The 16,872-nt window shown below is 70.0% G+C and carries 1 protein-coding gene; it reads left to right on the forward strand.

Going from position 1 to position 16,872, the window contains the following annotated elements:
• Positions 1-276: 276 nt before the first annotated feature.
• Positions 277-16,857 (forward strand): WXG100-like domain-containing protein, encoded by a 16,581-nt coding sequence (locus ACWFRF_RS24035; RefSeq protein ID WP_452452344.1) that lies wholly within the window; start codon positions 277-279, stop codon positions 16,855-16,857.
• Positions 16,858-16,872 lie beyond the last annotated feature (15 nt).

A 16,872-nucleotide genomic window follows, 5' to 3' on the forward strand; every position in this document is an offset into this window, starting at 1 on the left:
GGCTCGGCGTGCTCGTCGGCTCGGGGCGCCCCGTCGTGCCAGCGCTTCGGCGTGCCCCGACCCCGATCCTTCGCCCGCACCGGCTGGTCGTCAAGTCGCCCGCACGGGGTTCGTTCCGGCTGCCTGGCGTTCATTCTGTCGTCACCACGGATTCGTCGGTAGCTGTCACTCTGTTGCGCAGGCGAACGAGTTGTGGTGTGCTCGACCGGGCATCACTATTGAGGGATGAGGGGCGATGGCGACGTTCACGGACTCGAGTTGGTGACGTAGCGCTCCATGATAGATCTCCCATCTGGGCTGCATTGGCTCTCGATTCTTGCCGGCATGGAGTGGCCGGAGGGCAATGAAGACGAGATGTGGGCCATGGCCGAGGACTGGCGCACGGCCGCAGATGGTCTTCGTGGCCTGGTAGACGACGTCGACGCCGCCAAAGATGCTGCGTTCAAGGCATATCCGCAGGGCGACGGCGTCGAGGACATGCTCAAGGCCTTCGAGGGGATGGCCCGCGGCGACCAGTCGGTGACCAAGCTGGGCGAACTGTTCGACATCCTCGGCGACTCGGTGTATCAGACCGGCACCGAGATCGAATACACCAAGATCATGTTCCTGTCCTCGCTGGGCTTGCTGGCGCTGGAAATCGCTGCGGCGTGGATCTTTCCGCCGACAGCGCCCGCGGTGGAGGCCGCCGCGATCGGCGTGACCCGCGTGGTGGCGCGGGGAATCTTCGGGCGCGTGCTGGCCGCGATCCTGCGACACGGCGCGAAGGCCGTGATCACCCGGGTCCTGAAGTTCATCGGCCAGCACGTCGCGATCGACACGGCGCTGGGCACCCTGCAGGAACTCGGCGTCCAGCAGTGGCAGGTGGATCAGGGCCACCGCAAGGAGGTCGACTGGAACCAGGTCAAGGCGGCCGCGGTCTCCTCCGCCGCCGGTGGTCTGGCGGCCGGGCCGTTCGGCCACTTCCTCGGCAAGCGGCTCGGCGACGGGATGTCGCCCTGGCTCAAGGGTGCGATCACCGGCACCGGTGCCGGCCTGGTCGGCGCGGGCGGCGGCATGCTCGGCCAATTCGGGTACGAGGGCATGACCCAGGGGTGGGATCAGGCCTGGAACAACCTGAAGACCGCGGCGTCCGACCCGCTCATGTGGAGTGCGGGTGCCACCAACGGCGGGCTTTCGGGGCTGAACAAGGCCGGGGCGAATTCCGCGTGGTCGGCGATGAAGCCCGGGTTGTTCGAGCGCCCCAGCTTCAGCTCGCAGGTTCGCGATGCCATGCCCGGCCACGACCTCGGAACGTTCGGGCAGAACGACGGTGCGGGCGGCGACGGGTCGTCCAACCGTCCCGGCGGCGAGGGCGAGAACCGGGCCGGAGCCGACGACGAGGCGACCGGTGCCGGTGGTGACGACGGCGTGCGCGCGGGTGCGGGCGACGACACCATGGGCGACCAGGGCTCGGGTGAGTCGCGGGCCGGCGCGGGTGACGACGGCCAGTCGATGCGCCCCGCCGGTAGCACGCAGTCGCCCGAAGGCGAAGCCCAAGGGCCGACGAATTCCGAAGAGGGACGGGCGAATCAGCAGTCCGGCGACGACGGACAGTCCTCGGCAGAGGGCGGCGCGGGCGCTGGGCGACAGGATTCCAAGCCCGAGGTGCAGGGCGGTGAATCGCAGGCGGGCGACGGCGGTCGTCAGGACGGCAGCGGCCGTGCCGAAGGGGAAAGCCCTGCGGCACAGTCGGATTCCGGGCAGGACAAGTCCCGGGCGGGCGAGGCCGACCAGGCCGACGGCGCGAGCGTCGGCGAGGGCACGCGCACCGACGCGCAGTCGAGTGGTCAGCCGGTGACGCAGGTCAACGATTCTCCGGCGACCAACCGGGACACCGCGACGCAGGCCGGGGCGCCGGTCGGCGCGGGTATGACAGGTGCCGGGCCCGCGGCGACGGCGGGGCCCTCGCCTGCCGCGACCGGTCAGGCGCCGGTCACCAATCAGGCCGCGACGCCGACGACCGGTCAGCCCGCCGCGAGCCCCGCTCAATCGCCCACTGCGCCAACGCAGTCGACGCCGCAGCAGTCCACGCCGGGCCAGCAGGCGCCCGCGCAGGGTTCGCAGCCGGCGGCCCGCCCCGGCGCTCCGGAAGTCCGCGCGGGGCTGACCGACGGTGTGCAGCCCGGATCCGACATTCGTTCCGGCGCACCGGAAGTCAGAACCGACAACCCGACTGTCGATGAGTCGAGGGTGGCGGACCCGCAGGGCACCGCCGAAGATCCCGGTGCGACGAGTCGACCCGATGGTGAGAGTCGCGCGGGTGTCGGTGAACAGCGCGGCGCCGGTGTGGCAGAGACGCCGCTGCAGGGGTTGCAGGCCGCGCCGGGCGAAGCGCCGCCGACCCGCGCGGGCGAGCCCGAGGCAATCGCCGACCGGACTCGTGCCGGGGATTCCGAGGTTCGGCCGGAGTCCGACCCGCTGGCCGATATTCCGCCGGTGGTGCCTATCGTCGGTGCGGATCCGGGCGCGAGCCCGGCCCGGCCGGGCCCGGAGACAGGTCGTCCCGGGCGACCGGGCGCCGACGACACCGCCTCGCCGAGGGACCGCGCCGACTCCGGCGATGATCGCAGGCAACCGCAGCCAGACGACAACGACAGCGGCCCCGTCTACGACACCCAGCTGCCCAATGGCCAAGGCGTCGTGCACCATCCGACCGGCACGGCCATCGGTGAGGACGCCCGCACGCACCGGGTGAGCGAGAACGTCCGCAACGACGGCTCCCACGACGTGGTCGTGCACGGGCGGCGCGACGGTTCGGTGACGCCGAGCAACGGGGACCCGGTCCACCCGCGCGACATCGTCGACGCGATCCGCAGCAACCCGAATTACGTTCCAGGAACGCCGATCCGGCTGCTTTCCTGCCACGCGGGCAACAGCAAGGGCTGGGCGCAGTACATCGCCGACCAGCTCGGCGTCGACGTCACCGCGCCGACCGATCGCGTCGGTGTGCGGCGCGAGCCGGGCTCGGACCCGGTGATCGATCGCGGTGGCAAGTGGCGCACGTTCAGCCCCGAGTCCGCGACGACACCGAGCGATACACCTTCGCCCAGAACGGATTCCGATCCGTCCGATCCTCGCGATCGTGACACTCTCGACGGCGACGGCCCACCACTGGATCGCGACCTCGTCGACTTCATGAGCGACCAGGACCCGCCGACCCGCCCGACCGCGATGTCGTTCCTCCAACCCGAACCCGGGACCGTCAACGCACCGTTCAGCCGAACGCCCGGTGTCGACGCGCATCTGCTGGGCGTGCTGGATCCGAACGACCCGATGGTGCAGACCGCGGGCGACCCACCCCGGATCACCCATGTCGGCGGGGAGCCGATCGACGAGTTCTCCCACCGGCTCAGCGAGGAGCGTGGCCAGGCGTTCGTCGACGCGTCCACGCCGGACGCGGCCCTGGTCGCCGACTACGAGCAGCACAAGGCCCAGCAGCAGGCGCTGGAAACCGCGAAGTCCGACAAGGGCCGGGCGGTGCGCGATGCCGCGATGGCCCTCAAGGACGCCCGGGCAGCACACACCCGCGCGGTCGAGGCCGCCGCGGACGCACGCAACCGTGGCGTCGCGGACGCCGACGCGCTCGACCGCGCCGCGGAGGACGCCGCGGACGGGGTGCAGCGCGCGGAAGCAGGCGTCGCGGACGCCAAGCAGCAGGCCGCGGCGGCCAAGACCGCCCTCGACAACTTCCTGGCCGCCGACGCGGCCGAAGCCGAGGCAGGCAATTCGCCCGCCAAGCGCTTGGAGAAGGCCGAAGCCGAGCGGCTGCCCGGCAAGCGGCGGGGCCACGTCACATCCATCACCATCGACCGCCTGACCGGTCGCGTGTACGAGGCCGCCAACGGCACCTCCGAGCAGCGCATCCACCCCAGCGAGCTGCACCCGACGCTGCACGACAACGTCGCCCGCTACCAGGACCCCACCGACGCTTACCACAACGGGCGCGACCCGGCCCATTTCCCGCACACGGACAACCCGCTGGGCCACGCCGAAGTGCGCGGCACCAACGCCGCGCTGCACGACCGGGAACTGCTCAACCAGCAGCGTGGGCCGGACGACCAGCTGCCGACCGATTTCGACGGCCTGGCTTCCATTCTCAACTCGCCGTTCGTCCCCAGTCGTGGCGTCGAAGCGCCCTGCTGCGCCAACTGCACCCGGGTGGTGCAGGGCACCGAGAGCACCGCGGGCCACATCATCGACGAAGGGGCACCCCGGGTCGACCCGCTGCGGCACGCCGATCTCGAACAGGCGGCCAGGGACGGCAATCCCATCGAACCCCGCTTGGTCTCACCCGAATATCCGGAGACCGACTTCATGGGCGACGACGATGATGTCGCCGGTCCGGATCGCGGGTCCGATGATTCGGTGCCGCCGGGGATGTTCCGTGGGGAAGATGGGCTGTTGCACCGGCCCGGGGATCGAACAGACAGTTATCGGGATCCGGATGGGACCTGGCATCACGTCGATGACCCGGCGGACACCAAGCGCAATGTGAAGTTCGGGTTGTACGGTCCCGATGGTTCGTTCATCAAGGACCACCTGAGTAGCGCCGACTACCTGTACGACGCGATGAAGGGCGATTCGGACTCGCACGAGATGCGCGATCCGGACCGGGCGGCCGAGCTGGAAGCCGCGTCGGAGCGGCGCCTCGAACTGCAAACCGAACGTGACGGCGTTCGGACCGAGCTCAAAAAGCTCATGGCCGAGTTCGAGATCAAAGAGGCGAAAGAGCTCGCTCCCAAGCGTCTTTCCGAAGCGATCCAGAATCTGCGCCAGGAAATCCGGTCCGATGCCACCCTGAGCCCGGACGAACGGACCGCCAGACTCGAGCTGCTCGGCGATCTGGAAGACACCGCCACCGACTACAACGACCTCGGTCGCGAGATGATCGAGGTGTCCAAGACGCTCGGCGAGGTAGCCGGAATCGACTTCGCGCTCGATCCGGACGCCCGCCCGCGGGCCGTGCTGCTGACGCCGTTCGAAGGGGCATTCGACGGCGCCGGTGTGGTCGACATCGCTGCCTACGTCCCGCGCGCCGACGCGGACTCGGCGCCGACCCTGGTCGTCGTGGAGGCCAAGGGCGTCGGCTCGGTCCTGGGCGGCTCCAAAATCGCGCAGGCGGAACAGGGTTCGCCGGAATACCTGCGGCGCACTTTGGACATGGATCGCAATCTCGCGCAGATCCTCAACGAGACTCCCGACCAGATGGTGGCCCGGGGCATCGACCCCGACAGCGCCGAGGGCCGCGCGCTGACCGACGCCGTCGCCGACCTGCGGCAAGCGATGGAAGACGGCACCCTGCAGGTCGAGTACCGGCTGGTACATACTGCCGCCGACGGAACGATCACCGTCACCGAGCTGCTGCTCCAGCGCGACGGCGTGAATGTGCTCGCCGATGTTCCGTTGCCGTTCGGCGCCGATCCGAATGCGCTCGACCGTGGCGATGACTCGCGCGACGACGACATCGATTTCATGGATGACGACGACCTGCCGCCCAGCGATACACCGGATACACGGGACAGCGATCCGCCTGAGCTGGCCCCCGCGATGTCGAAGGTCCAACCGGTGCCCGCCGTCGGCGAAGAGCTGGGGTCGAGCGATGTGCCCGCCGCGAAGGCGCACCTGCTCGGCGAGCTGACCGGCGACATAGTCCGGGATGCCGACGGTTACATCACCAAGGTCGACGGTGAGTACGTCGACGAACTCGTGCGCCGGGTGGCTGCCGAGCGGTTGCCTTTGTACGCGGCGGTCAGCGAAACGGCGGACCGGCAGAAGGCTGCCGATATCGCGGCGACCAAGCCGGAAAAGGCCCGTCTCGCTGATGAATTGGACGCCGCCAAGCGTGCGCGAGGCATCGCGAATCGCAATCTGAAAGGTGCGGCGCCCGAGGATCTCAGTACCTTGACCGAGATTCGCGACCAGGCGAATGAAAAGTTCGAAGCCTTGGAGAAGAAGGCCGCGGCGGCGAAATCCGCGTACGGTGAGGCGAATGGGCGGGCGAACCCGATCGGACCCGTGGTGGCCGTTACGATCGATCGTCTGACCGGGCGTGTCTATGAAGCGGCGAATGGCGCGCCGGAATCCGGCCTCCGCGTCGCTGACCTGCACCCGAGGTTGTACGAAAACGCCGAAGCGACCGGTCAAGATATGGCCGAGCTGGCCAAGGGCAACAAGGACGCGACGGTGTGGGATCACGGCGACGATCCGCTTCGCCATGCCGAGGTCCGCACGACCAACGAAGCGCTGCACGATCGCGAACGAAACGGTGAGCGCACCGATCGCGCCTCGATGGCGGCGCTCGTTCACGCACCCACGAATCTCAAGTCGGCCGAAGGCGTCGTGTGCTGTGCGAACTGCACCCGAATGGTTTCCGGGACGGAGAGCGCCGAGGGCTTCTCCCGCAGGCACGCCGAGGGTGTGCCGCAAGACATTGTCGACGCCGAACTCCGCGCCGACCTCGAAGGCTCGGCGAATCCGGATGGCACGCCGAGGAAGCCACCCCTTGTCTCTTGGGACGGTGCGCTGCGGGCCGATACCGACTTCATGGGTGACGAAGACGGCGAAACACGGAACCGGAAACCGGATTTCGCTGACCCGGAGCCTGAACCGACGCAGCGCGAGGTCCGCGTCGAGCTGGGTGCCAACGGAGAAGTCGTCGCGCTGCACATCCAGCTGGCAGACGGGCAGTGGGTGGTCGCGCGGAACGACGGCGACGAGGCCACCCAGCATGTGCCCGCGCGCAACGACGCCGACATTCCCGAAGTCGACAACCGGAATGCCCTGCGGAAACTGGTCGACGATCTCAATGCCGGGTATCAGGGGCTGAATCTCAAGTACCCGTCCGGATCGGGGCTCGACGGGCGCGGACAGACCGCGCTGCGCGACGGCGTCAGCGGCGGCGCGCATCTGCTGACCGACCCGCCCGCGTCGCCGGCACCCGCGCATCCCGCGCCGCCGGTGGACGGTCCGATGATCAGCGAACCGCCGCCCGGCGTAGGAGATCCCGCGTTGAACGTGGCGCGGATCGGCAAGGAGGGGCTCACCTGGTACCACAACCGTGAGCACATTCCGGTTATCGGCGGGATACTGGGACGCGAGGCGGATTCGGCAGGCGATTACCGCCCGGTGTACTTCCCCGACGGCACCGAATACCGGCCGTGGATCTCCGACGCCGATCCGAATGCGGTGCGCGACACCGTGCTCAGCGAGCTGCGGGCCAACCGGATGGACGCCGACGAGGTCCGCGACATCCTGAAACAACTGTTCGCCGATGCTCGCGATCCGCGGCTGCGCCAAGACCTGATCGACGATCTGGAATTCAACGGACTCATCGACACCGACGAGGCGCGGGCGATGGAGGACGCACCCCTTCCGCCCGCCGAGGCGCCGCCGGAACAGCAGGGTCCGCCGCCTGAGGGCGAGACGCTGACCGAGATGGCCGAGCGGCTCGGTATCGATCTCGACGGTGAGGGAGCTCGGGATGTGCGCCGGGCGATCGATCTCCAGAGTCACCGGCTGCTGCGCGAGATCGGTGCGATCGAGGGCCTGGCCGACGCGGCACGCCGAGCCGACGAGGAACAGACCCGCCCGTACCGGCGCGCGGATCATCCCGCCGACCCGGCACCTGCCCCTGACGACCGGACACTGCACGGACCGGACCGCCTGCGCGAGATCGAGTCGGACGAACCACGCGACGACGCCGACTATTACGACGACGAACCGGGTGGTGCCGACCCATCGCGGAGTCACTGGGGCGATACCAGCGCCCCACGCCCGGTGCCGTTCTCGCGGGAAGTCAGCTTCCTCGACAAGGATCCGCTCGGCCGGTTCCTGCGCGACCTGATCGTCGCCTTCGAGGGCGTCACCTCGCTGCGCGACTACGACCGGGTCGGCAACGGCGCGGACCGGCTGCCCGAATGGGCCAGCTTCTCCGATGATCGGGAGCCGGGCCGGGACGAGGCGCGGGCCCGCGAGTTCTTCGAACACGCGCTGCGCCGCGACCAGCTGCGTGACGAATTGTCCGGCTGGGCGGCGATGTTCGGCCGTGACCTCGGCGATCTGTCCGGCGATCGCATGGAGCCGACGCTCAACGAGCTGCGTGACGCGGCGCGGCAGCGGGCACAGAACCTCGCCGATTTCATCGCCGCCGCGCAGCCGATCCTGCAGGGTGACGGCGCCGAACCGGTGGGCAAGTCCTACGGTGATCAGGTCGCGCGGGTGCCCGATGCCGACGGCGGGCCGGACCGGTTGCTGGTTGTCGACGGTGCGCTCGACCGTGAGGAGGCGCTGGCCCGCGCGCTGCGGGACAACCCGGAGCTGGCGATCGACATCGACAACGGGGTACTGCGGCCCGACTTCCGGGCCGTGCACGCCGACGGCGCGGGCAGGCAGTTCCTCGATCCGGTGGCCACACCGGAGGTGCAGCACATTCGGCGCACCGTGGATGGCGCCGAACTGCAGGTGACGATGATGCGCGGCGAGGACGGCGAGTGGCGCCCGGTCCAGGCGACACCGGAACCGCCACCCGTCCCGCGCGACCGTGCAGACATGGTGCGCGAAATCGTCGATCTGGCACGGCAACTCGGTCTGGGTCCGGCCGCGCTGCACCCGGACAACATCGACGCCACCATCCGTGCGCTGCACCTGGACAACGCGGTACGCGCGGGGCAGGCCGAGGCGCTGTTCGATTACGCCCGCACGATGGCCGACATCGAGACCTTCTACCTGATCGGTGACGCGCGCGATCAGCTGACATCGCGGCTCGGTCTCGCGGAGAGCGAGCTCACGCCGAGACGGATCGCCGAGGCCCTCACTGATCCGAAACAGCGGCGCGGCAAACGCCAGCAGCAGTTCGAGGACCTGCTCGACGGGCAGCAGCGCGAACCGAGCAAGACCGCGGGCTACTCCCAGCAGCTGCGCAACGTCGACGCGGCCGCGGTCAAGGCGGCGCAGGAAGCGCTGATCAAGGCACTGAGCCCGGGGAATCCGGAGGCGCTGCGCCCGAAGGTCAGCAAGACCGACCCGCGCACCGGCCGGTCGAAGGTCGGCCCGGCCGAGAGCGGCATCGATCCGGCCAAGCTGCGCAAACTCGTCACGCGGATGCACCGGCTCGGCGCGGGCGACCATGCGCGGGAGGCGCTGGCCGCCTACGCCGACGCGCTGATGCGCATCGACCCCTACACCGATCATCCCGCGGGCACCAGAGCGGCTGATCCGCGCACCACCGGCGACCCGCACATCTACGACCGCGACGCGATCCACGGCCTGCGTGATGTGGTCGGCGCCGCCGAGCCCGGTGCGAATCCCGCCGATTTCGCCGCCCAGGTCGCAGGCAACATCGCCCGCTCCTATGGCGCGGACGAGCCGGTCGGCCCGAATGATCCACGGCCACAGCCGAATCGAGACTGGGCACGCTTGGTCGGAGTGGATGTGTCCACCGCCGACGGTGCGAAGTTCGTCGAGATCTACGAGGCCTACCGCGACGGCAAGATCGAGAAGCACGAGGGTCTGAGCCCGGAGAAGCTGGCCGCCGAGATCGCGGCCATCCGCGAGGAGATCCGCCTCAGAACCGAGCAGCTCGAGCAGCTGAAGGCGCTCACCGACGAGTTCTACCGGCCGGTGGCCGACCTGCCGCCCGCCGAGGGAACGCCGGCCAGAGAGCACCCCGGCTCGCAGCCCGACGCGTTGCCCGAGGGGCGGCGCGGACTGCCCGCGGCGCCGGAGAGTGGCAAGCCGGGCGGGGGTCCGCAACCGGTTGGCCCGCAACCGGATTCGGGCCGACACGATTCCGAGGTGCCGCCCGAACGCGGCCGCGACCTCGACGATCGGGCCGACGCGAAGCTCGACCAGACCATGCGCAAGCTGGACGAGGTCGCCGGCGAACTGGCCGAACCGATTCCCTCGCTGGACGATCTGGTCGGACCGGGCGAGCCGGTCGATCCGCTGGCGATGATCGACGACGCCGTCGAACGCCAGAACAAGCTGCACGACCAGGCGGACGAGCGCCGCGCCGACGGCGCCGACGCCGCGCTGGAGGACACGCTGCGTGATCTCGACGGTGTCGACGCGGATCTGTCCGCGTTGGAGTCGTACCTGCGCGCCCAACGGGATTTCGACGCCGCGCAGGCGGACATCGCCGCCAGGTTCGAGGAACTGGCGGCCAGGGACGCGGAGACCGCCGCGCAGCGTGGCGATGACGCCGACGCGGATTTCGCCGTGCGCGCGGCCGACCTGGCCGCGCTCGAGTCCTACCTCGCCGCGCAGCAGCAGTTCGACGCGCTGCGTGCCGAACTCGCCGAGGCCGCGCAGACACGGCCCGACGAGCTCGACGCCGAGGCGTTGGCCGACGCGCAGGCCCTCGAGTCGTATCTGCGGGCCCAGCAGGAATTCGACGCTGCCCGTGCGGAAATGGCCGCCCGGTTCGCCGCTGCGGTCGAACGGCAGGGTGGTGCCTCGACGCCGGACAGTGGGGACGGGTCGACAAGCGAGAGCGGCAACAGTTCGCGTTCTGAGGGCGGTTCCCGCGACAACGACGGTTCGCGTGAGGACGACGGTTCGCGTGACGATGACGACGATTCGGGGGATCCGCCCGCGGCGCAGACGGCGCCCGGCGGCCCGCCGTCCAAGCCGCCGTCGCGTCCGCCGACCGCGCCGAGCCCGGAACCCGAAGAGCCTGCGAAGAATTCGTCGCCACTGGACTTCGGTCTGCCCAAGACGCCCGCCGAACTGGCTGTACCCGGCGACGCCGTGCTGGATCAGCCGGTCACCGACGGTGCCGACGCCGGCGACGCACCCCAGCGCGCGTACCAGCGCAGAGACTTCCTCAACGATGTCCACCAGTTCCTGCAGGAACTCAGCGATCTGCCGCCCTCGGCCACCGCCGACACGCCACCGCTCACCCCGGAGCAAGCCGAGCAGGTCCGCGTACTCGCCGAAGCGCTCGGCCTCGGTGACGCGCTCACCGGTCAGCGTGATCCGCTCGGAGCGCTCGCCGAGATCGCCGATATGGCGCGGGCCCGCGGATTCCTCGACAGCGCACTGGATCCCGACGCCGAACTCGGCACACCCATGCGGTATCCGGACGACTACGAGCCGCTCGACGTCGACGAGTTGCAGGACGGGCTCGACCACTGGCGGGTCGAGGGCGATCCGCAGGTGCGTGCCGAGATGGCCGAGGAACTGCGGCTGGCCGGACTCGACGACGCCCGACCCTCCCTCGGCGCCGAACCGGAGCCGAACCCGCAGGCCACGCCGCTGCACCCGTCCGCGATACTGCCGCCGGAAGACGGTGCGCGCCGGCCCGGCGGGCCGAGGATCGAGCCCGCGCAGCAGGCGATGGATCGCCTGGCCGCCAGGTTCGGTGTGGATCTCACCGATGCGGGTTCTCTCGACGCCGCCCGGTACCGCCAGTTGCTGCGGGCGGGTGCGGTCGAGGCGTTCGCCGCCGCGGTCCGGCATGCCGAGGCCGCCACCGATCCGCAGCAGCGGGCGCTGCGCGAGGCCATCGCTCGGCGCTGGGCGGCCCGGCTGGGACTGCCTGCCGACCCCGGTCTCGTCCGCGCCGCCGACGACCTCAACCGGTTGCGCGCAGGGGTGACGCGCGACGCCGGTGATATGGCGCACCTGTATCAGATGGTGCGCACCGAGCTCGACGACCGCGTGCTGTCGCTCGACGTCGACGGCGACAAGATGCTGGTGCGGCTGGTGGCCGACGGGCCCGACGCCTGGCATCTCGAACCACTCGCGCGCATCGAACCGAAGCCGTTCACCTCGACCGCGGACAAGGCGGTCGAGGTGCCGCCGAAGAAGAACTGGCTGCGCAAGCTGTGGGACCGGCTCGTCAATCGCGGCTACTACGGCGACAATCCGAAGTACCCGTCGGGATCGAGCATGGACGGTGCCGGTCAGTCGATGCTCGGCCACAGTGCCGGGCTGCCGTTGACCACGGTGAAGGACTCGACGCCAGGCCAGCCAGGTGGCGAATACGACCAGCTGCAGATCAAGTTCAATCCGGCGCGCATCCTCAAAGAGGGTGTGCTCATGTGGCAGAACCGCGAGCTGGTGCCGATCCTCAAGCACCTGTCCTCGCGGATCGCCGATCAGGCGGGCGAATTCCTGCCGCTGCGCAATCTCGACGGCAGCGAGTACAAGCCGTGGATCTCCGATGCCGACCCGCAGCTGCGCCGTCAGATCGAGCAGGACCTGCGCGACGCGGGGTTGGAGCATCTGCTCGAACCGGAGAGCTTGTCGCCCGGGGAGCTGGCTGCGCGGGAGCCGAAGGAACTCGCGGATTCTGATGAGCCGGTGCAGATTTCGAGCAAGGGCGAGGAAGTTCCCGCCGTTGCCGAACCGCTGCCGCCGTGGCTGCGGGATGTGGTCGACGCGGTCAACGGGCGAATCGCCGATGCGACCGTGCTCGAAGCGCTGGCCCGCGAACTCGGGGTCCAGCTCACCGATTTCAGTGAAGAAGGGCTGCGCAAGGCTGTCGCCGAGGCCGAATACCGGTTGCTGCGCCGCGACGGTGTGATCCAGGCGCTGGAAGCGGCCGCGCGATTCTTCAACGCCGAGCACGCGGACATCCCGTTCCGGCCCGCCAACTTCCACAGCAACGACCCGCTCGGCGCCTACCTCAAGGAAGTCGTCGCGGCCAAGGGCGACGAGTTCAGCTTGCGAATGCTCAACTGGCGCGGGGTGAACAACGGCGGCGAATGGGTCAACATCTGGGGCGATCTCAGCGACGACGGTGGCGATCCGACCGTGCACGCCGAGGACGCACGCAAGATCTTCGACGACGCGCTGCGCCGCGCCGGACTGCGTGACGAACGGTCCACCTGGGCACACCTGGCCGGGGCGGACCTGGAGGCGCTGGTCAACAATCTCGACGGCGAGATCGCGAGGCTGCGCGGGCAGCTGGACGACAATGTCGGAGTACTCGGTGAACTCACCCAGCGAGTAGCCGATTTCAACGACAGCGACAGCGGCGATCGGCTCGTCGTCGACCCCGAGAACGGCAAGATCGCGATCGTCGACACCGGGGCCGGACACGAGGCCGCGCTGGCCCGTGCGCTCGCCGATGCCGATGCCGACTTCATCGACCGGCTCAACCGTGGCGAGGTCGACATCGAGATCCGGGTGGTCGGGATCGATGACGGCGGCCGCGTGCACATCCTCGAGGTCGACGCGCCCGAGGTGCGGCACCTGCGCACCGAGGTGGACGGGCGCACGGTCGACGCGACGATGGTGCGCGACGGGACGCAGCCGTGGCGGATGATCGAGCGGCCGCCCACGGGCGCCGAGCCGGATGCCGGTCTTCCCGCCGTGGCGGATGACACGAATCAGCCTGTGCCGGAACCGCGTTCGCTGGCCGAGCTCAGGGCCGACATCGCCGAGGTGGCGCAGCGGCTCGGCATCGACGATCCGTCGAACCTGGCGGGGGAGCAGCTCGACACGCTGCTCGCCGAGCAGGAACGCGCCAATCAGGTGCGGGCCACGCAGGTGGAGGGCCTGGTCGACTACGCGCGCAGCGCCGACGCGATCGACAACTTCAACGCGCTGCACAATGCGCGCAGTGCGCTGGCGCTGCGTTTCGGTGTCACGCCGGAGGCGCTCGGCCCGGAGGTGATCGCCCGTGGGCTCGCCGATCCGGCGACGCGGGTGGAGCCGCACCGTCAGCGGTCGGCGAATCTCACCGATTACGCGAAGCTGCTGCGCGCACTCGACCCGGCAGCCGTCGACGCCGCCCGTGACGCGCTCGCCCCCCATCTCGGCCTGCCGCGCGGTGCGCTGCCGCTCGACGCGGCGGCGCTGGCCGAGGCGCTGTCCAACCGGGCCGCGCGCGGTGACATCGACGATCTCGTCGGGCCGCTCGCCGACTACGTGCGGGCGCTCGCGAAGGTCGATCCGTACGCCGACAACCTGGTCTACGACCCGGACACCGACCCGCGCGCCATCGGCGACGACCCTCCGGTGCACCTACGCGACGCCCTCGACTTCCTGCGCGAAGTGGGCGCCGACGACCTCGGCAACCGGTCGCCGCTACCCGCCGCCCCCGAGGACGCCGTCCCCGGGCCGAGCCGCGACCACGCGCGTCTGCTCGGTGTCGACCTCGCCGACGCCGACGACAAGCGGGTGGCACAGGTTTACGAGTGGTTCCGCGACGGCCGCATCGACAAGCACGAACGCCTGACCCTCGAACAGCTGGCGCGGGTGCACGAGGAGATCCGCGACGAGATCCGGCAGCGCGCCGCCGACATCGCCCGCCTGCGCGAGCTCCTCAACGAACCGTTCGTCACCGACCCCGAGATCGACGCGCCCACGTCCCCGCCCGCGATCGACGGTGGGCCGACCCACGGTGCCCCCACTCCGGATTCCCCCGCACTGCCCACACCTGATCCCGCCACGCCTGCGCGCCCCGGCACACCCGCGCCGCCGGCATTGTCTGTGGGTCCGGGTGTCAACGGCAACAACCAGGTTCCGCCGGCGTTGCCTGCTGGTTCGGATTCCGATGGCAACAACGAGGTTCCGCCAGGGCTGTCTGCGGGGCGGGATGCTGACGGCGACAACCAGGTTCCGTCGGCATTGGGTGTGGGGCCGGATGGCAACGGCAACAACAAGGTTCCACCGAGTGTGTCCGCCGGTCCGGATGTTGACGGTGAGAACGAGGTTCAGCCGGGTGCTGGTTCGCGGCAGGATCCGGGCTCCGACCCGGCTGCCGAGAACGCTGACTCCGGGATGCCGACACGGAGGCCGGGATCGCCGGATCCGAACGAACGAGTGGGCCCGAGAGCGCGCGGCGACTTTGGTGACCCGGCGAATTCGCCGACTCCGCGTAGGGCCGGACCGGTGGGCGCAGACCCGGATGTCGTTGCGGGCGAAGTCGATCCGAGCGGAGACGTCGGCGCGGGTCGGACCGGCGACGGCAGTGCGGCTGGGCAGGCCATCCCGCGTGAGCCCGATCCAGTGGGTGCTGGTGCGAATGTAGTGGTGGGCGAAGCTGATCCGAGCAAGCCGACATCGGGCGTTGACCGGGGCGACACCGGCCGGGCCGAACAAGAAGGTTCGGAGGCGGGCCAGGGTGCGCGTCGGCCGTCGGTGGACGATCCGGATTCGGGTGTCGATGACGGCGAGCCGACCTCGGCCGGGGACTCGGACAAGGGTGGGGACAACGCTGATTCGGGGGATCCCGACAAGAGCTTCGACCTGGATCGGGACGGTGGTGCCGACGGGGACAGCCAGGGTCCGCCGCGGTCGCCCGATGGCGAGGGGCAGCCGGGGGTGCGCAGGCAATTGCCGGGGTCGGCGATGCGTTCGCACATTCCGCATCCGCCGCACGAGTACGAGGTCGAGCTCGACGTGCCGGTGTTCGACGCCGTCCAATGGCCGGTGCCGCCGCTGGTGCTGACGCCGGAGACACCGCTGCCGCCGGAACCGCCGGGCCAGCCGGAACCGCCGCGTCCGCCGGGCCAGCCGGAACCGCCGCGCCCGCCGAGCCAGCCAAATCCGCCGTGCCCGCCGGATCAGCCGAATCCGTTCGTGCCACCGAAACCTCCTCTGCCGCCGGGCGAACCGCTGCCGCCGGTTCCACCCGTGCCACCGTTGCCGCCCGCGCCGCCGGTACCGACGCTTCCGCCTGCGCCGACGCTTCCGCCTGCGCCGACGCTGCCGCCGGTACCGACGCTGCCGCCGGTACCGACTGAGCCGCCGGTACCGACTGAGCCGCCGCTGCCACCTGTGCCGCCGTGGCCGACTGAGCCGACGCCGACTGAGCCGGCTCCGAACGAACCGACGGTGCCGTCGTGGCCGGTCCAGCCGACACCGCCGGGCGGAAATCCGAGTCTGCCGTCTCTTCCGCCGTGGGGAACGCAACCCCCTGGCTCGGGCATGCCGGATCAGCCGGGAGGCGGTCAGCCGTTCCCACCAGGCAATGGTCAGCCCTATCCGCCGGGTAGTGGTCAGCCCTATCCGCCGGGTAGTGGTCAGCCGTTCCCGCCGGGTAGTGGTCAGCCGTACCAGCCGGGTAGTGGCCAGCCGTACCAGCCGGGTAATGGTCAGCCGTACCAGCCGGGTAATGGTCAGCCGTTCCCGCCTGGAAGTGGGCAGCAGTACCCCCCGGGTAACGGTCAGCCGTTCCCCGGTAGCGGTCAGCCGTACCCCGGCAACGGTCAGCCGTACGCGCCTGGAAGTGGTCACCCGTACCCACCTGGTAACGGTCAGCCGTACGTGCCGGGCAATGGTCACCCGCCGGGTAATGGCCAGCTCTACCCTCCGGCGAGCGGGAACCCGGCCCTCGACCAATCCGGTTGGCAGCAGCCGGGTACCGGCAATCCGCAGGGTGGTGCGCCGATGTATCCGCCGCCCGCGATGCCGCCTGCCGGCGGGCAGGGCGATACCCGCAGGCCTTATCGGCCGGAGTATCAGCCGCCGACCGAGCACATCGTGCTGCTCGTCCGTCCGTACGGCGGTGGCGTGCTGGCCGAGTTCGATCCGCGGTCCGGTTCGTTGCGGCCCGCGGCGCCGGGACAGCTCGGCGCCGACGGCCTGTACGCCGATCTCGGTGGGGTGACGGTGATCTTCTATCGGCTCGCCGATCGGCTGATGGTGCAGGTCGGTGCACAGCCGATCGAGCTCACCTGGGCCGCGCACGTGGGCTGGGAGCGTTCACGGCAGCGGATGACGCGGTTCACGGTCGCGGTCGACGGCAGGCCGATGGGTGAGCTGATCTACCGTTCGCTGCCGCCGGAGCTGGACCTCGGCCTGCTGATCCGTAACGTGGTTGCCGATCCGGCGGGCCGGATGACAATCTTCAGCGACCGAGTCTGATGCGATCGGAGAGGT

The sequence above is a fragment of the Nocardia sp. NPDC055165 genome (genome assembly GCF_053606985.1).

Excerpts from the sequence above, each read along its gene's own strand:
- ACWFRF_RS24035 (WP_452452344.1), top strand. The coding sequence starts at position 277 with ATGATAGATCTCCCATCTGGGCTGCATTGGCTCTCGATTCTTGCCGGC.